Annotated in this window: 16 protein-coding genes; 14 read left to right on the top strand and 2 right to left on the bottom strand. The window is 60.1% G+C overall.

Annotation, left to right across the window (positions count from 1 at the left end):
* Window positions 1-283: 283 nt before the first annotated feature.
* Entirely contained in the window at window positions 284-778 is a 495-nt protein-coding gene (locus tag BFP99_RS22150) for a DUF1543 domain-containing protein (protein WP_065948200.1), read from the bottom strand.
* Between the two features lie 106 nt (window positions 779-884).
* On the opposite strand from BFP99_RS22150, the gene BFP99_RS22155 reads away from it, so the two are divergent.
* Window positions 885-1,706, top strand: coding sequence for an aldo/keto reductase (locus BFP99_RS22155; protein ID WP_065948201.1), 822 nt, complete (start codon window positions 885-887; stop codon window positions 1,704-1,706).
* A 53-nt stretch (window positions 1,707-1,759) separates the two neighbouring features.
* Here the strand turns inward: BFP99_RS22155 and BFP99_RS22160 are convergent, their stop codons facing one another.
* Window positions 1,760-2,275: an Hcp family type VI secretion system effector gene (locus BFP99_RS22160; protein WP_065927152.1), complete on the bottom strand. Its 516-nt coding sequence runs from the start codon at window positions 2,273-2,275 to the stop codon at window positions 1,760-1,762.
* Window positions 2,276-2,752: 477 nt separating this feature from the next.
* Here BFP99_RS22160 and tssA point away from each other — a divergent pair, with 477 nt between their 5' ends.
* Genes tssA through icmH form a run of 13 tightly spaced genes read left to right on the top strand, consistent with a single transcriptional unit; the run spans window position 2,753 to window position 17,547 of the window.
* Entirely contained in the window at window positions 2,753-4,300 is a 1,548-nt protein-coding gene (gene tssA / locus BFP99_RS22165; protein ID WP_083221238.1) for a type VI secretion system protein TssA, read from the top strand.
* Between the two features lie 31 nt (window positions 4,301-4,331).
* Window positions 4,332-4,829, top strand: a complete 498-nt coding sequence (gene tssB, locus BFP99_RS22170; protein WP_065927150.1) for a type VI secretion system contractile sheath small subunit — start codon at window positions 4,332-4,334, stop codon at window positions 4,827-4,829.
* A gap of 28 nt (window positions 4,830-4,857) precedes the next feature.
* Window positions 4,858-6,333, top strand: a complete 1,476-nt coding sequence (tssC, locus tag BFP99_RS22175) for a type VI secretion system contractile sheath large subunit (RefSeq protein WP_065948203.1) — start codon at window positions 4,858-4,860, stop codon at window positions 6,331-6,333.
* Between the two features lie 14 nt (window positions 6,334-6,347).
* Window positions 6,348-6,749 (top strand): type VI secretion system baseplate subunit TssE, encoded by a 402-nt coding sequence (gene tssE / locus BFP99_RS22180; RefSeq protein WP_065927190.1) that lies wholly within the window; start codon window positions 6,348-6,350, stop codon window positions 6,747-6,749.
* A complete protein-coding gene (gene tssF / locus BFP99_RS22185; RefSeq protein ID WP_065948204.1) occupies window positions 6,739-8,526 on the top strand; it encodes a type VI secretion system baseplate subunit TssF in 1,788 nt (595 codons plus the stop codon). Before tssE ends, tssF begins: the two co-directional genes overlap by 11 nt.
* Window positions 8,490-9,497 carry a type VI secretion system baseplate subunit TssG gene (gene tssG / locus BFP99_RS22190; RefSeq protein ID WP_065948205.1) on the top strand — a complete coding sequence of 336 codons (1,008 nt, stop codon included), beginning with the start codon at window positions 8,490-8,492 and terminating at the stop codon, window positions 9,495-9,497. The genes tssF and tssG overlap by 37 nt, the downstream gene beginning before the upstream one ends.
* A 12-nt stretch (window positions 9,498-9,509) precedes the next feature.
* The gene (locus BFP99_RS22195; protein WP_065948206.1) at window positions 9,510-11,936 is read left to right on the top strand and encodes an AAA family ATPase; all 2,427 of its coding nucleotides are present in this window, start codon (window positions 9,510-9,512) and stop codon (window positions 11,934-11,936) included.
* Entirely contained in the window at window positions 11,933-13,465 is a 1,533-nt protein-coding gene (locus tag BFP99_RS22200) for a sigma-54 interaction domain-containing protein (protein WP_065948207.1), read from the top strand. Before BFP99_RS22195 ends, BFP99_RS22200 begins: the two co-directional genes overlap by 4 nt.
* A 59-nt stretch (window positions 13,466-13,524) precedes the next feature.
* Window positions 13,525-13,656 carry a type VI secretion protein gene (locus tag BFP99_RS33745; RefSeq protein WP_074846997.1) on the top strand — a complete coding sequence of 44 codons (132 nt, stop codon included), beginning with the start codon at window positions 13,525-13,527 and terminating at the stop codon, window positions 13,654-13,656.
* A 16-nt stretch (window positions 13,657-13,672) separates the two neighbouring features.
* On the top strand, window positions 13,673-14,857 hold the full coding sequence (tagH, locus tag BFP99_RS22205; RefSeq protein ID WP_065927189.1) for a type VI secretion system-associated FHA domain protein TagH: 1,185 nt from the start codon (window positions 13,673-13,675) through the stop codon (window positions 14,855-14,857).
* Between the two features lie 5 nt (window positions 14,858-14,862).
* Complete coding sequence (gene tssJ / locus BFP99_RS32380; RefSeq protein WP_083221242.1) at window positions 14,863-15,363, top strand: type VI secretion system lipoprotein TssJ; 501 nt, start codon at window positions 14,863-14,865, stop codon at window positions 15,361-15,363.
* Window positions 15,350-16,678: a type VI secretion system baseplate subunit TssK gene (gene tssK, locus BFP99_RS22215; RefSeq protein ID WP_065948209.1), complete on the top strand. Its 1,329-nt coding sequence runs from the start codon at window positions 15,350-15,352 to the stop codon at window positions 16,676-16,678. Before tssJ ends, tssK begins: the two co-directional genes overlap by 14 nt.
* A 5-nt stretch (window positions 16,679-16,683) precedes the next feature.
* On the top strand, window positions 16,684-17,547 hold the full coding sequence (gene icmH, locus BFP99_RS22220; RefSeq protein WP_065927142.1) for a type IVB secretion system protein IcmH/DotU: 864 nt from the start codon (window positions 16,684-16,686) through the stop codon (window positions 17,545-17,547).
* The last annotated feature ends 7 nt before the right edge of the window (window positions 17,548-17,554 follow it).

Here is a 17,554-nt window from a genome sequence, read left to right on the forward strand (position 1 = left end):
ACCCAAAAGTAAGCAAAAGGTCCTCGCCCCAACACTCGGCACCTCGCCTAGGCTCGGTGTGCCCGAACGCAGGCTTGAATCCGTGGGCCGCCGTCATGGGCCATCCCTGGCCCAGGACGGCTAACCCGGCGTCCTGCCGGGTTACCCACGGATTCAAGCCTGCGTTCGGCCAGCGTGTTTGACGGGGCGCCTGAGATCAAGAGCAAAAGCCACAGCCACAGCAAAAGCAGTGTTACGTCTGACGTTGCCGGAGTCATCTGATGTCAGGTCGAATAAGCCCCCATCAATTCAAGACGATATAGTCATTCTGCTGAATGATCGGCCGATGGGCGCCTTGCATCAGGTGCAGGTAGCGGCCGTCCACCAGGTCGATGGGCAGGCAGTCGTCGATATCCATCACGCCGTCGGTGTGGGCCTGGGACCAGTGGCGCAGCATTTGTTGCTTGCCCTTGCTGGTCGCCTCCCGTTTGTTGCGGGCGACCACCAGCAGGTAGTGGTGGGCTTCGCCAAAGCTGTTGGCTTCATAACCGCCAAGGTTGATGAAGTACAGGTGATGGGCGTCGGCAGCGGGGGCCAGGTGGCTGAGTTCGACCTTCCAGCCGTCGACGCCATCCACCGCCATCCACGAATCGATATGCACACCCTTGGGGCTGCCAAACCAGCCCTCGCGCAATTGCGGGTAGGTGCCTTCCAGCGTGTCCGCTACGGCGAACACCACATCGTGCACTTCAATTCTTGCTCGTGGGTGCTTGCCCCCGAGCATCACGACAAACAGCATTGCAGGTCCTTCCTGGCGACTTGGCAAAGGGCAACCATACTTCGATTGAACCCTTTTGTCCGGTCAATGCCACACTGTTAATCCGCGAATTCATCAGGAGGTTGTCATGCGCACCATTGATCTGGCAGGCGTTCCCGTCCCTGTCATCGGCCAGGGCACCTGGCGCATGGGCGAAGACCCGGACCGGCGTCGCGCCGAAGTCGCGGCATTGCAACTGGGGATCGACGAGGGCATGACCCTCATCGACACCGCCGAGATGTATGGCGAGGGGGGCGCCGAGGAAGTCGTCGGCGAAGCCATCAGCGGCAGGCGCGACCAGGTGTTCCTGGTGAGCAAGGTCTACCCGCACAACGCCAGCCAAAAGGGCGTGCCCCGTGCGTGTGCAGCCAGCCTCCGGCGCCTGGGCACGGACTACATTGATCTGTATCTGCTGCATTGGCGTGGCCAGTACCCCCTTGAAGAAACCGTCGAAGCGTTCGAGCGCCTGCGTGAGGCTGGCAAGATCGGCCGCTGGGGCGTCTCGAATTTCGATGTGGCCGACCTGCAGGAACTCGCATCCCCGGCCTGCGCGACTAACCAGGTGCTGTACAACATCGAAGAACGCGGGATCGAATTCGACCTGTTGCCCTGGTGGCAACAACACCATTTGCCGCTGATGGCGTACTGCCCGATTGCCCAGGGTGGGGCGTTGCTGTCCAGTCAGACCCTCAAGCAGATCGCCCGCCGCCACGAGGTCACGCCCGCCCAGGTTGCCCTGGCCTGGGTGCTGCGCCAGGACGGTGTGATCGCCATCCCCAAGGCGGTCACCCCGGAGCATGTACGGCTCAATGCGGCCGCCGCCAAGATGGTGCTCGATGAGCACGACCTGGATGCCATCGATCGGGTGTTCGGCGCACCCAAGCGCAAGCATCCCTTGGCGATGGTGTAGTTGCCTGGCAGAAACGGTGCCGTCCCTGGCACCTGTTCCTGCTCAGGTCCGACCTAACCCGCTACCGGGCTGCGCCAGTCATCGGACCCGGATGTGCCGGACACTTCGTGGGTCCACACGATCTTGCCATAGGTGAAGTGCACGTCCTCCAGGTGAGTGAAATGGGCATTGTCCGGATCCTGGCAGTGGGGCATGCGTGACTGTATGTCCACGATCTTCGCCCTCTCCAGTTCAATCGTGAAGTAGTGCTCTTGGGTGCCGGCTGGCGACGTACGGAACCACTCGAGTCGGCAGGTGACGTCTTCACCGCTGGTCAAGGCGCTGAACAGCAATGGCGATGACTTATCGAAGACCTTGCTGATCATCAGCGGCTTATGGACCCTCTGGCCCGTCGGCTGGCCGGACTGCGGGTCGCGTGGAACAATCACCTGATGGGAGAAGGCCTGGACCAGAATCTGGTCTTCATGGCCTTCCTGGTAAATATTGCCCACCGAGTCCTTGGTAAATGTGCCTGCCGTAATCAAGCCTTGCTTGGAGCCAGTGACGGAAAGATACGCGGGTGTTGGCATGACGGGTTTCCTTGTCTGATTGATGAGGTAGTTCCAACGGTTAATCGTACCGGTTGGGAATGTGGCTATTACAAGAAGCGTGCCGGAAAGTGTGGGAACCAATACGGACTTGGCATGCTGTGGATATAGGCGTTGGATTTAAACGGGTGTTATGGTTTTTTTGGCTGTTTTGCGGAAAATGTTTGCGCATAAGTGCGCATTTAGTTGCTCATGTTGAAACGTCGCTCAGTAGTTGGTTTTCCGCTGGGGTTAGGTGAAATATATCTCTGTAGCTGCGCAAAAGCCTGCATATGCCTTGGTTTACGGGTGGTGTAGGAAATGTCTTAAGTGTGAGTCTGTTGCTTGCTGGATGTTATTGTCGTGGCTAAGGTTTACGAACTTCGCGGCGATTCAAGCGAAGGTTGATGGCAATCTAGTGTGAAAGTTAAATGCACTTAGTTTGTCGCTCGTGCCTTGGATAGTCGAGTGCGCTCCTAAATGGTCCATTCAGAAAAACTCTGCGCTTATTACCTCGAGGTTGCCCGGCAGCCCTGTTTGCCAGCGAACTTTGCCGGCAGTGATATGCGCTATTCAAATGAATATGAAACCCTGGAGTCCGAACTGGAAAAGTTGCAGTCCATGCATGGCGCCGGCCAGCCGGACTGGCAAAAGCTCCTGGAAATCAGCGAATGCCTGTTGCGTGAGCAGTCCAAGGATCTGCGCGTGGCCGTCTGGCTGACCTGGGCGCTTTACCACCGCGAGTCCTTTGCCGGACTGCTGGCTGGCCTCGGGTTGCTGCGCCATCTGTGTGAGCACCATTGGTCGGCGGTATACCCTGGAAAGCTGCGCACCCGCAGCGCAGCGTTCGGCTGGCTGGTCCTGCGCCTTGAGACACTGCTTGTCCAAGACCTTTCGGTTCAAGGCCCGCAACCCTTGTTCCAATCTATGCTTGAACACCTCACGCGCCTTGATGAACTCTGGACTGCACATTTGGGAGGCGACGCGCCGCTGTTGCTGCCGATTCGCAAACAATTGGAGCAGTGGTTGGCGCTTGCTGTGCAAGGCCATCCCCCTATCGCCGGGTTGAACGCCGCCGTTGCGCAAGTGCAACCCGCTGCTACGCCATCCTCAACGGCCAAACCGACGGTAAACAACGAAAAAGATGCGCATGACTTGCTGTTTGCCTTGCAGGAACAAGCTCGTCCGTTGTGTGCCTGGTGGTTACGCCAGGACGCCGCCGACCTACGGGCCTTGCACCTGAGTCGAACGCTGGCCTGGCTGTCCATCGTCCGCTATCCGGATGCCAACGGTGAGCGAGTCACCGCGTTGTGCGGGCCTGCCCCCGACAGACTCAAGTACTACCAGCAACGTTTTGCCCAAGGCCATCACGCCGAGCTGCTGCCTGAACTTGAGGCCGGCCTCTCAGGTGCGATGTTCTGGTTCGACGGGCTGTACATGCTCTGGCAATGCCTGGAAGCCCAGCAGGCGGAACTGGCCGTGAGCGAGTTGGAAGTGAGTTTCGCCCTGCTGTTGCAACGATTGCCGGACTTGCCGGCGTTTCGCTTTCAAGGGGGCGCTCCTTTTGCCGACGACGCCACTCGCGGCTGGATCGCATTGCATGTTTCCCATCACCTGCAAACCCCTGAGGCGCCCCGCGTGGGGGGCGATGCCGAGCCCTGGGAGATCGCCTTGCAGGATGTGCTACCGCGGCTGCGCAAGGATGGGCTCAAAGCCGCGGTACATGAGCTCAATCAAGGTCTGCATGCCGCTCGCAGCGATCGCGCCCGCTTTTATTGGCGGTTGGCCCTGGCGCGCTTGTGTGCACACGCTGGCAAACATGAACTGGCGAAGATCCAGCTCGAACAACTGGACCTCGAGCTGCAGCGCTCGGGCCTGGAGCGCTGGGAGCCGGAGCTGGCGTTTCAAGTGACACGCCTCTTGCACCGCTGCTGCGACCTGCTGCCACAAAACCATGCCGTGCGCGAGCGCAAGGAAGACACCCACCGCAGGCTGTGCCTCTTCGATCTGGAAGCGGTACTTGAATAGGCTTACGAGCCGCTTGAAAAGGAGATTTACCATGGCCAAAGAATGTTCGGTAGCACCCAAGGAACGCATCAATATCACCTTCAAACCCGCCATCGGCGGTGCGCGGGAAGAAGTCGAGCTTCCGTTGAAACTCCTCGTGCTGGGGGACTTCACCCAGCGTGAGGACCTGCGCAAGCTTGAAGATCGCAAGCCCATCACCCTCAACCAGAACACCCTCGATGAGGTGTTGGCCAAACAGGCGCTGAGCCTGACGCTGAATGTCCCCAATCGCCTCCAGGACGGCGCCGAGGTCGAAGACCTGGCCATCCAGTTGCGAATCAATTCGATGAGGGATTTCAACCCGGCGAACCTGGTGGAGCAGATCCCCGAGTTGCACAAGCTGATGGCCCTGCGTGAGGCGCTGATGGCGCTCAAGGGACCACTGGGAAATACGCCGAGCTTTCGCAAAGCCATCGAACAGGCCCTGGCCGACGACGAATCCCGTGCCCGAGTATTGGCGGAGCTGGGCCTGAGCGGCCGGACCGCCTGACATTTTTCAGTAAAAGGACACTGGCGCCATGACGACTCAACACACCTCGATACCCGTACTCATCACTGACGAGCACAGCATTCTCGACAACATCATCGCCCAGACTCTGTTGAGTGCGGATGATGAGGCCTACGGCATAGCCAGGCGTGGCGTCTCGGCATTTATCGAAGAGCTGATCAAGCCGCAGAACAGCGGGGAACCGGTCAAGAAACACCTGGTTGACCGGATGATTGCGGAGATTGACGAGAAGCTCGGTCGGCAAATGGATGAGATTCTGCACCACCCGCGCTTCCAGGCCCTGGAATCCTCATGGAAAGGCCTGCAGTTGTTGGTCGAGCGCACCAACTTTAGAGAAAACATCAAGATCGAACTGCTGAATGTCTCTCGGCAAGACCTGTTGGATGACTTCGAAGACTCACCCGAGGTGATCCAGTCCGGGCTCTATAAGCACGTCTACAGTGCGGAGTACGGTCAGTTCGGCGGTCAACCTGTGGGCGCAATCATCGCTGACTTCTTTCTTTCCCCCAGCGCCCCCGATGTGAAGCTGATGCAATACGCTTCCAAGGTCGCCTGCATGGCCCATGCACCGTTTATCGCGGCCGCCGGGCCGACTTTTTTCGGCTTGGAAAGCTTCACCGATCTACCTGACTTGAAGGATCTCAGGGATCATTTCGAAGGTCCGCAGTTCGCCAAATGGCATAGCTTTCGCCAGAGCGAAGATGCCCGTTATATCGGGCTGACGGTGCCGCGATTCCTGCTGCGCACGCCTTACGATCCCCTTGAATGTCCGGTCAAGACCTTCGCCTACCGGGAAACCGTGGTGAACAGCCACGAGCACTACCTTTGGGGTAATACCGCCTACGCCTTTGCCACACGATTGACCGACAGTTTTGCGCGGTTTCGTTGGTGCCCGAACATTATCGGTCCGCAAAGCGGCGGCGCAGTGGAGGACTTGCCCTTGCATCACTTCCACAGCATGGGCGAAATCGAAACCAAGATTCCCACTGAAGTGCTGGTATCCGACCGTCGCGAATACGAACTGGCGCAAGAGGGTTTCATTGCCTTGACGATGCGCAAGGGCAGTGACAATGCCGCGTTTTTCTCCGCCAGCTCGGTGCAACAGCCCAAGCGTTTCGGCATCAGTGCCGAGGGCAAGGAGGCCGAGCTGAATTACCGCCTGGGCACTCAGTTGCCCTACATGATGGTGGTCAACCGCCTGGCCCATTACCTCAAGGTTCTGCAACGGGAGCAACTGGGCTCGTGGAAGGAGCGTACTGACCTGGAGCTGGAGCTCAACAAGTGGATTCGCCAGTACGTGGCAGACCAGGAAAACCCCAGTGCCGAAGTGCGTGGGCGGCGGCCATTGCGGGCGGCACGTATCGTTGTCAGTGATGTCGAGGGCGAGCCTGGCTGGTACCGCGTCAACCTGAGTGTGCGACCGCACTTCAAATACATGGGGGCGGATTTCACCCTGTCCCTGGTTGGCAAGCTCGACAAAGAATGAGCAGGGGCCAAGGGATGACCCGTAACCAAAGCCTCTTCGAGCGACTTGAAAGTCCGGCCGCGAAATCATCATGTGCAGTGACGTCCGTCGCAGCTCATCTGGGAAAGATGCTCAGCATCCGCGCTGGCAGTGTGCAGACACTGGAGGATTACGGTATGCCGGATCTCAATGACACGAGCCAGAGTCTGCATGAGTCATTGAGCCAGTCGCGCTTGTTGATCGAGCGGTTTATCCGGGCCTATGAGCCCCGCTTGAAGGATACGCACGTGAGGGCGTTGCCTTGTGGTGACGATCCTCTGGCGCTGGCGTTTGCCATTGACGCCACGCTCTGCGTTGACGGTGTGACGCAGCCCGTGGTGTTCACCGCGCGCCTGCAGGATGCTGGACAGGTTGAGGTCTTGCCTGATGTCCTTTAACCACTATTACCAGAGCGAACTCAGTGCGTTGCGACAGCTCGGGCGGCGCTTTTCCGAGCGCAATCCTGCTCTCGCGCCCTTTTTAGGGGAGGCCGGTCAGGATCCGGATGTGGAAAGACTACTGGAAGGCTTTGCTTTCCTCACCGGTCGCCTGCGCCAGAAGCTGGATGACGAGTTGCCTGAGCTGACTCATTCCTTGATGCATCTGCTGTGGCCCAACTACATGCGGCCCATACCGGCGTTCAGTATCCTGCAGTTCGATCCGTTGAAACATGCGGGGCCCGGTGTGATGGTCGCACGGGATACACCGGTCGAAAGCGCTGCGGTCAATGGTGAACGCTGTCGTTTTCGAACCTGCTACGCCACCTGCATCTTGCCGCTGCAACTGAGCGCGCTGGAGTACTGCGTCCAGGGAGAGCAGGCGTTGCTGAGCCTGCGCCTGGACATGGGCGGCGAAGGCAATTTCAGCGAATGTGCGTTCGATCAATTGCGCCTGCATTTGTCGGGAGACCGCTACATCAGTCAAGCGTTGTACCTGAGCCTGTTGCGCGAGGTTGAGGGTATCGAGTTGCTGCCATTGGGCGGTGATGGGCTTGCGGTCAGCGGGGCTGATGGCCAGCCCCTGCTGTTGCAATTGGGTGGCGATCAGGTCAGTCCGGTGGGGTTCGCGGAGGAGCATGCGCTGATGCCTTATCCGCAGAATACCTTTCGTGGATACCGCCATCTGCAGGAGTATTTCGCCTTTCCTGAAAAGTACCTGTTCGTCGATGTGCGTGGCCTGGATGCGTTGCAGCGGTTGCCCCAGGACGTACTCAAGCAAATCTGCAGCGTCAGGCTGTGCTTCAAGTTACGCACCCGGTGCCAGGCAACCGGATGCCCCACGCTGGACAACGTGAGGCTGTACTGCACGCCCATCGTCAACCTGTTCAAACATGATGCGGTGCCGATTCGCCTGGATGGCAAGCAGGACGAATACCTGTTGATTCCTGGGGAATATGCGCGCGCAAACGCCTGTGTATTTTCCGTCGACAAGGTCACGGGCTGGCGCCCTGGCGGGCTGGGGTATCAGGCGTACGTACCATTTGAATCCTTTGAGCACGACGGCGTTATCGATGCATCGGCAGCGCCCACCAGCTACAGCATTCGTCAGCGTGCTTCGGCGCATCATGCCGGGCTCGATACCTGGCTGGGGTTCGGAAACGGGCGGGGGCATACCCAGGAAACGCTGTCGATCGAACTGACATGCACCAATCACAACCTGCCTCGGCAATTGCAGGCAGGGGAGATCAATCAGCCCTGTGAGCAGACACCGGAGGGCTTGTCATTTCGCAATATCTGCGCGCCGACTGCGAGTTTTGCACCGCCCCTGGACCAGGACTTTCTCTGGCGACTTATCAGCAACATGTCGCTCAACTATTTGTCACTGAGCGACATCAATGTCTTGAAGGTGGTCCTCGAAACCTATGACGTGCCGCGTTACCACGATCTGCAAGCGAAAAAGGTCAGCCAGAGAAGGCTGGGGGCCTTGCGATCCATCAGCCATACGGCCGTCGACCGCTTGCACCGGGGCATGCCGCTTCGAGGGTTGCGGGTCGACCTGAGCATTGATTCCCAAGGTTTTCTGGGGGCGGGCGAAGCGTTTTTGTTCGCCTCGGTGCTCAACGAGTTCTTCGCGCTTTATGCCAGCCTTAATGCCTACCACGAGCTGCGTGTCATCAGCACACAAGGAGATGTGTACCTATGGCCACCTCAGATGGGGCAGCAGCCCCTGCTTTGAAGCAACTGTGCCGTGCCATCCGTGAATATTCGCTGTTCCAGGCGATTTCGCAGGTGATCAAGCGCCTGCGCGATGCCCATCCGCTACTGGATGACAACGCACTCTATGAGCGGCTGGAGTTTCAGGCCAACCCGGGTCTTGGTTTTCCCGGTCACGATATTGACCGGTTGGAGTTTTTTGTTGAACACGATCAATTGCGTGCGCGTCTTCGCCTCAATGTCCTGGGCCTCTGTGGCGCAGGTTCACCCTTGCCGGCCTTTTACGGTGAGCAGGCGTGTGCCGATGGAGCGGGCGGCCACGCGACTCGAGACTTCCTGGACCTGTTTCACCATCGTCTGCAACGGCTGATGCTGCCGATCTGGCGCAAATACCGCTACCAGGCGTGTTTCCAGGCGCAGGCGCGTGATGCTTTTTCCGAGCAGATGTTTGCGTTGATCGGGTTGAGGGGCCAGCGCATCCGTACCACTGCGCAGTTGGACTGCAAGCGACTGTTGCCCTACCTGGGGTTGCTTGGCCTGCGGGCGCACTCGGCGGCGGTGATCGAGACAGTGCTGCGCTACTACTTCGAGCATGAGCGCGTGTTTATAGAGCAATGGGTGGAACGCACGGTTGCCATTGCTCCCCCGCAGTTGAACCAGCTTGGCTGTGCCAACAGCCTGTTGGGCTTCGACCAGGTACTGGGAAGCCGGATCACCGACTGCAACGGTAAGTTCCGGGTGCATATACAGGATCTGGATTGGCAGCGCTTCCATGGTTTCTTGCCGACGGGGTCGGAGTATCCACTGCTGTGTTCGTTGGTGCGACTGGCTGCACGAGACCCGCTGGAGCATGACCTGCGGCTGGTGCTGGCCAAGGAGGCGATCAGGCCGTTGCACGTGGGTGAACACAATGTCTGCAGGCTGGGGTGGACCACTTGGCTGGCACACGAGTGCGCCGATGGTGCGGTCATCGTGGCCAGCAATGCTCACTAGGGAACAATGATCATGATGAATGTAGACCTGCAACAGCTGATCCTGACATTGACGCCCGCAGTCCGTCAGGACCTGGAGCGCTCGGCCGAACGTTGCGTGACGCGAGGTGGCAGGGAGGTCCTGGTGGAAGACCTGCTACTGACCCAGCTGGAACGTCCCAGCGGGCTTTTGATACGAGCCTTGGCCGACGCCGGGATCGAGGCGCAGACGCTGCAAGCAACGCTGCAGCCCAAGGGGCAGGCAAGTGCCACGCGTAATCCGGTGTTCGCCCCGGCCCTCGTGCAGTGGTTACAACAGGCGTTGATGGTTGCCCATCTGGAGTTGCGCCAGAGCGTCGTGGACCACGGTGCACTGTTACTGGCGTTGTTGCGCCACCCGCTGCAGCACGCAGGCACCGGCTATCACGCGTTGTTGAGCCGTTTGGATGCACAGCGTATACACGGGTTTGTGCTGGACCAGGGGCCTGACATCTGCCCGGCAGCAGGCGGCGAGTCACTGCTGGCGCGCTTTACCCATGATCTGACATGCCAGGCCCAGGAAGGGCGTATCGACCCGGTGCTGTGTCGCGAGGGTGAGATCCGCCAACTGATCGACATCCTTATGCGGCGGCGCAAGAACAATCCGATCCTTGTCGGCGAGGCCGGGGTGGGCAAGACCGCGGTTGTCGAAGGCCTTGCCCTGCGCATCGCCAGCACGCAGGTGCCGGAGCCACTCAAGGGTGTGCGTGTGCTGACCCTGGACATGGCACTGCTGCAAGCCGGTGCCAGCATCAAGGGCGAGTTCGAGCGGCGTCTCAACGGCGTGATTGACGAGGTGAATGCCGCGCCGACACCGGTGATTCTGTTTATCGATGAAGCGCATACCCTGGTGGGGGCGGGGGCCGGCGATGCCGCCAACCTGCTCAAGCCGGCCCTGGCCCGCGGTGAGTTGCGGACCGTCGCGGCTACGACTTGGGGCGAATACAAGAAATACTTTGAAAAAGACCCGGCCTTGGCGCGGCGTTTCCAGCCTGTGCTGGTTGGCGAGCCCAGCGTTGAACAGGCGACTTCGATCCTGCGCGGGCTGGTCCCGGCCTACGAATCCAGCCATGGCGTGCATATACGTGACGATGCCGTCGTCGCGGCGGCGCAGATGAGCGCCCGCTACCTGGCAGGGCGTCAGTTGCCCGATAAGGCCGTGGATGTGCTGGACACCGCCTGCGCACGTGCGCGCATCAACCAGTTGACGGTGCCCGAGGCATTGGAACGCCTGTGTACCGAACAGGCTGAAGGCTCGCGCCAGCGCGAGGCACTGAATCGAGACAGGGATGCGGGGCTGCCAGTTGATGAGCAGTCTGCGCAAGCGCTGGGCCTGCGCTTGGCGGCTGTCGAGAGCGAACGTCAACATCGGCAGCAGCGCTGGCTTGCACAGCGCGCACTGGAGGAGCCGGTGCGCGTATGCCCTCGCCTGGTGGCAGAGGTCATCAGTACCTGGACGGGCATTCCGGTTGAACAACTGTCCCTTGAGCACAGTGCATCGGTGCTGGGGGTTGCCGATGCGCTGCGGTCGCGCATTCTCGGCCAGGAACCTGCCATACAGGCGCTTGACCGCAACCTGCGCGCGGTGGCTGCCGGACTGAACAAGGCCGATGCGCCGGTCGGTGTGTTTCTGTTGGTGGGCCCAAGTGGTGTGGGCAAGACCGAAACGGCGCTGGCCCTGGGTGATTTGCTGTATGGCGGCGAACGTTTTGTCACCACCCTCAACATGTCGGAGTTTCAGGAAAAACACGCCCTGTCTCGGCTGATTGGTGCACCTCCCGGTTATGTCGGCTATGGAGAGGGCGGGGTGCTGACGGAAGCCGTGCGCCGGCGCCCCTATTCGGTGGTGCTGCTCGACGAAGTCGAAAAGGCCGACCCGGAGGTGTTGAACCTGTTCTATCAGATCTTCGACAAGGGGCTGGTCAATGATGGCGAAGGCCGGGAAATCGATTTTCGCAATACGCTGATCCTGATGACTTCCAACCTGGGCAGCGATTGCATTATCGACTTATGTGCAGGCGGCCGACGACCTGGCACCCAGGTGCTGCAGGACGCAATTCACCCTCTGCTGCGCGACTATTTCAAACCGGCACTGCTCGCCCGGATGCGAGTCGTGCCCTATTACCCGTTGATGGGCGCTGTGTTGCATGACCTGGCAAGACTCAAGCTTGACCGTCTTGGGCGAAGGTTGCAGTCACGCAAGCTGGCCTTGAGCTATACGACCGAACTGGTCACGCATATGGCTGAGCGGTGCGTCCATAGCGACAGCGGAGCGCGGTACATCGACCAATGGATCGAGATCCACCTGTTGCCGCAGATGGTCGATCGACTGCTTGGGGCGGTGGCGACGGGTGAGCCGCTGTCGCGGGCCCACGCCTGCCTGGATGGTGACGGGCTGCCGATCTGTGAGTTCAGCCAATGATGAACGATGTGCTTGCCCCTTTACCCCAGCCCCTGGCATACGCCGAGACGTTGTTGGCCTGGTTCACCCGAATGGGCATCGAGGGTGACGAGACAACGCTGCCAGGCCTGTGTGTTGCCGCGGCTGCGCAACTGAGTGAATGCGAACTCGGCCAGTTATATTGGCGGGACGAGGTCACGGGTCGGCTGGACTTGATTGCCCAGTATTTGCCTGGCGCATTGCCCCTCGGCGAGGGTGCTTGCGGCGCCGACTTTCAGCATCAGCAACTGTTGCGTCACGTGCTCGGCCATCCCAGCATCCTGAGCGTGGAGAACCTGGACGACAGTGTGTACGAAAGCGGTTTTCTACCCGCGACAGCTACGCCCTGGCACTCGTTGATATGCCTGCCGCTGTTCGGTCGCCACAAGGCCGTTGCCGGTCTATTGCTGTGCGCCAGCCAGCGGTCGAAATTGCTCCTGGACTACGGACCATCGTTAAGCCAACTGGCAAGCTTCGCCTTGAGTCAACTGGCGCTGTTGCGACGTGTGCGTCCGCCGCACAACGGCTCCCAGGCCAGGCCTTGTCTACCCTCGGCGCGTATGAAGTATGGGCTGATCGGCAACAGCGCAGCCATGGAAGAAACCTACCGGCTGATCGGCAAGGTGCTGAATGCGCCCTGCACGGTGCTGCTGCGCGGGGAGACCGGAACCGGCAAGGAGGTGGTGGCACGGGCCATCCATGCTGCCGGGGCGCGCCGTAGCAAAGCCTTTGTGGTGCAGAACTGTGCGGCCTTTCCCGAGGGTCTGCTGGAGAGTGAGCTATTCGGTTATCGCAGGGGCGCCTTTACAGGCGCCGAACGTAACCATGCGGGGCTATTTGACGCCGCCGATGGCGGCACGTTGCTCCTCGACGAAATCGGCGATATGCCGCTGTCACTCCAGGCCAAGCTGCTGCGGGTGTTGCAGGAAGGCGAGGTTCGCCCGTTGGGAGCCGATGCGGCCCATAAGGTCGATGTGCGAATTATCGCAGCGACCCATCGTGATCTGGCTGCAATGGTGGCGGAGGGTAGTTTTCGCGAGGACCTGTACTACCGACTGGCGCAGTTCCCGATCGAATTGCCGGCCTTGCGCGAACGCGACGCAGATGTGCTGCTGTTGGCGCGACAGTTCTCGCAATCGGCCTGCGCTGCGCTGGGGCTCTCGCCGGTGGAGTGGTCTGCTGCGGCCTTGGATCAACTGTCGTGCCACGCTTTTCCCGGGAATGTCCGTGAACTCAAATGTCTGGTGGAGCGCGCGGTACTGCTGTGTGACGACGCAGTGGTGCTGCCTGAACACCTGTCCCTGGCGCCCGGGTCGACCCCTGCAGCCGTCGGCGCGACGTTGCGCCAGCGCCTGGAGCGGGTTGAACGGGTATTCCTGATCGACTGCCTGCACAAGAACCGTGGCAACCGGACCCGTACGGCACGTGAGTTGGGGCTCGCACGCCGCACCCTGCTTTACCGACTTACACGCTTGAACATCCCTGGCGGCGATGTCCGAGGGGGATGCTGAATGGTGCACGTATGGCTTCCACTCTTCGCCGCCGGCCTTACTTTCATTGGAGATACCTGATGCCACTTCGTACTTGGAAAGCCTGGGGGCTTGTCCTGTGCTTGTTGAGCGGCTGCAACGCCAATTACGTTTTTGATGACGCTGACTACCGTCCGCTGGGTGACCCCCAGGCGACACGTCGCAGCGATTGAACAGCGGAGCCTTGTCATGCAACTAGTGTTAGAGGTGTGCAATACCGGAAGCGGTGAGCCTGCATCCTGTAAGACATTCGACGGCGTCGGCGGCGTGATCGGCCGCGGGATCGGCTGTGACTGGGTCATCCCCGACGCCAGTCGCTTGCTCTCCAGTCATCATGGCCTGGTCAGTTACCGGGATGGCCAGTATTTTTTTACCGACATCAGCAGCAATGGCATTGGCGTGTCGGGCAGCGCGGAGCGTTTGTGCAAGGGGCAGGCACGACTGATCAGCGAGGGTGATGTCTACCAACTGGGGCCAGTGGATATCCGTGCACGACTTGTGGCGCCCGGGAGACAAAATGGCCGGCAGATGTTTTTCGGCAACGATACGATTCCGGATGACGCGTTTTTGGTGCTTGACCCCTTGCACGCACTCGATACCGAGCAGGTGCATGGCAGCTCACCCGGGGATCCGGAGGCGCTGAAACTCTCGGCTGCGAGGGCGGCCTGCGCACTGTCCCACTGCCCCCTGGAACGGGATCACTTGATCGTGCCGAGATGGGCCGAGCCAGTAACGGAAGAGGCCTCGACTCAACCCGCCCAGGTGACTGCAGCCAGTCGTGCCCCATTCTGGTCGCAGTTCGCGGACGCGATGGGCGTGCCCCTGGATACGCTCGATACCCAGGCATGCGAAGCCCTGGCGATCAAGGTGGCTGGCCTGTTCAGGCAAACCATCGAAGGGCTGCAGCAGAGTCTGCGTACTCGCGATGAGCTGAACGGCGAGTTGAACCTCGGTTGGACCGTGCCTGCCATTAAGAGTCACAACCCCTTGAAGGATTGCACCGATACCCCGTCTGCCCTGGCCTCACTGTTGGGCCTCGCTGAGCCGGGCCCGCTGCCTGCAGAGGTAGCGGTCGCCCAGGCATTCCGGGAAATGCAAATCCACCAGCTGGCCTTGGTCGTGGCTTGCCGTGCTGCAATACGTGGCGCTGTGGAGGCATTTGCACCAAGCCATCTATTGCTGTGCTTCGAGCGCCAGGACATGCCGGCCAGGTTCTCTACCGATGGAGCCCACTGGCGGGCCTACCAGCGCCATTACCGACACCTTATCGACGAGCAACCCTTGGGCGAGCAGCTGTTGCGTAACGAATTTTCCAAAGCCTACGCGGAGCAGGTGCGCCTGGTCGCCACGCTGCATGCGGCTTATCCGGGATGACTGTCATGTATCGAGCTGCCGTTCTGTCAATGCTGTTTGTACTCGGCTTGCTGACCGGGTGTGCCAGCGTCTCACCGTATTCAACCCTGACCAAGCTGGACATGGCGTTGAGCGCCAGCGAAGGCGTCAACCGCGATCTTCACGGTCGCCCGTCTCCCATCGTGGTGCGCCTGCTGGAGCTGCGGCACCCGGTGGCTTTCGAAAACGCTGATTTCTTCACCCTCTATAGCCGCGCGGAGCGGGCGCTGCCCAAGGACTGGGTCAACAGCGAGGAGTTGGAGCTGCGCCCCGGTGAGCGGTTGGCGCTGAAGCTCAGTGTCGAACCACAGAGTCGTTATGTCGGGGTGGTGGCTGCCTACCGGGACCTGCCCCATGTGCAATGGCGGCTTGTGCTGCCCGTCGCCCGGCAGCGCCTGACGCGTGTCGAGCTGATGCTCGACGAGTCCGGGGTTCGCGTCGTTACCCCTCAAGTCCGGAGGTCGGAGGATAGACATGCAGGTTCATAAAGTCGTGTGGCAGGAGGGCATGCTGCTGCGCCCCCAACACTTGCAGCACAACGACCGTTACTACCACCAGCAACTCAACCGTACCCGTTTGCTGGGCATTGATGGTTGGGGATTCCTGACCCTTGACGTCGACGTGCAGTACCTCAACCTGGGTAAGGTAGTCGTCAACCAGGCCAGCGGTGTATTTCCCGATGGCAGCTTGTTCGAGCTGAGCAGCGTAATGGAGCCATTGGTGTTGCAGGTTCCTGCCCACACCAGTGGGCAAGCCATTTACCTGGCGTTGCCGTTGGCCATCGGCAATCAGGTTGAAGTGCGCCAGCAGGAGCACAGTGATGTGCTGGCGCGCTACGTAAGCTGCGAAGCGGAGATCACTGATTCGAATGCTGGCTTTGATTCCCTTTGCCGGATCAACTGTGCACGCCCGGACCTGCGATTGCTGTTAGGGGAGCAAACCAGTGACACGTTGCAGGTGAAACTCCAGGTTGCCCGGGTGCTGGATTCGACTCGCGAGGGCGGCGTGCGGCTGGACGCGGATTTCGTACCGGCGTTTATCCATGTGCAGGGCTCAGGCTATGTCGCGTCATGTATCAAGGAAGTGCTGAGTCTGCTGGGCACCCGAGGCGATGCGATCGCCGCGAGGATCCGGGGAGGTGGTGGATCGGAGGGGGCCCAGGTCGGCGATTTCCTGATGCTGCAGCTGATCAATCGAACCGAGTTGGTGTTGCGTCACTTCCTGAGTCAGAGCCAGGTACGTCCGGAGGTGTTGTACAGGCAGTTGTTGTCGATCCTCGGCGAGTTGTCGACGTTCGCCACCGACAACAAACGCGCGCAACTGGAGACTCGTTACCAGCATGGTGAGCAGGGGGCGAGTTTTCGTGGGTTGATGGAAGGCATTCGCACCGTGCTGTCGTTGGTGCTGGAACAACACGCCACTGAGCTCCCGTTGGAGCCGCGACAGTATGGTGTGCTGGTCTGTCCGGTGAGTGATCTCAAACTGCTGGGTAGCGCAACATTCATTCTGGCGGCAACTGCCCAGTGCGATTCGGAGGAGCTGCGCCACCGCCTTCCGGCGCACTTGAAAATCGGCTCCGTGGAGCGCATCCGCGAGCTGGTCAATCTGCATCTGGCCGGCATCAAGGTCAAGCCACTGCCGGTGGCGCCCCGACAGATCCCGTTCCATGCCGGCAAGACCTATTTCATGCTCGAACTCAGTGCCCGTGATATCACGCAGCTGGAGCAATCGGGCGGTTTTGCCTTCCACGCCAGTGGCGAGTTTGCCGAACTCAAACTCAATTTCTGGGCCATCAGGAACTGAATGCCATGACAATGGACAGCGAATACCCGCAGGACGAAAAAACTATCCTGCTTGACCTCGATGGTCGCGCGCCCGCAGGGGCGCCGGTGACGGACTTCCCATCGCCACCGCGCTTCGAACGGTTGGAAGACCGGATGATCTACACCGCCAGCCTGCAAGGGGCACAGAGTTTCAAGATCGGGCCCAACGTCCTGGTGGCCGCCGCCTGGGAACTCTTGTCGCAGGTCGTTCGACTCAAGCGCAGTTCCGGCCGGGAAAGCTTGCAGGCCCTCAATGATCGGTTGTCGTCGGGGATCACGGCGTTTGAAGCGTATGCCTTGCACCAGGGTGCAGAGGACAGGCAGGTCATGTCGGCGCGCTATGTGCTGTGCAGCGTTATTGACGAAGCCGTGGTCACTACCCCGTGGGGCAGTCGCAGTGACTGGTCGAAATCCAGCCTGTTGAGCCGCTTTCACAACGAAACCTTCGGTGGCGAAAAATTCTTCCAACTGCTGGAGCGCTTATCCCGCGACCCCGTCAAGAACCTGGCAATGCTGGAGTTGATGTACCTGTGCCTGTCACTGGGGTTTGAAGGTAAATACCGCGTCATGGAGCGGGGCGGGCCGCAGTTGGAAGCGGTACGAGATGGCTTGTATCGACAGATCCGGCATGTGCGCGGTGAGCGCCCGCCGATGTCTGTGCCCGCTGCCGCAGCACAGGCACCGGGTGCCGGGCTGCGCATCTTTTCCCCTGCCGGGGTCGTCGTCTTCACGCTCGCCTGTTTGCTGGCCATGTACCTGGGCTTTGCCTGGGCATTGGGCAATGAACGCATGGCGGTGCTGCAACCTTTTCAATCTTTGGCGTCGGATCAGACACGGTCGCCGTTGTAACGCTGGG

Source organism: Pseudomonas sp. 1 R 17 (assembly GCF_900067035.1).
GTDB lineage: Bacteria > Pseudomonadota > Gammaproteobacteria > Pseudomonadales > Pseudomonadaceae > Aquipseudomonas > Aquipseudomonas marginalis.